The organism is Escherichia sp. MOD1-EC5990 (genome assembly GCF_002965285.1).
Lineage (GTDB): Bacteria > Pseudomonadota > Gammaproteobacteria > Enterobacterales > Enterobacteriaceae > Escherichia > Escherichia coli_F.
On sequence record NZ_PTRV01000080.1, the window covers coordinates 1 to 472 of the forward strand.

Annotated in this window: 1 pseudogene; it reads left to right on the forward strand. The window is 53.8% G+C overall.

What is annotated here, in order from left to right:
* A pseudogene (locus BEB42_RS27270) lies at positions 1 to 472 on the forward strand (adhesin); the annotation flags it as partial.

Below are 472 nucleotides of genomic sequence, written 5' to 3' on the forward strand. Positions count from 1 at the left end.
GTTCTCAGCTGAAAACCACTAACGATAACGTGGCGACTAACACCACCAATATCACTAACCTGACTGATACGGTGACTAACCTCGGTGAAGACGCCCTGAAATGGGACGACGCCGCAGGCGCATTCACCGCTGCACACGGCACTAACGCCACCAACAAAATCACCAATGTCACCGCTGGCGAACTCTCTGACACCAGCACCGACGCCGTTAACGGTTCTCAGCTGAAAACCACTAACGATAACGTGGCGACTAACACCACCAATATCACTAACCTGACTGATACGGTGACTAACCTCGGTGAAGACGCCCTGAAATGGGACGACGCCGCAGGCGCATTCACCGCTGCACACGGCACTAACGCCACCAACAAAATCACCAATGTCACCGCTGGCGAACTCTCTGACACCAGCACCGACGCCGTTAACGGTTCTCAGCTGAAAACCACTAACGATAACGTGGCGACTAACACCAC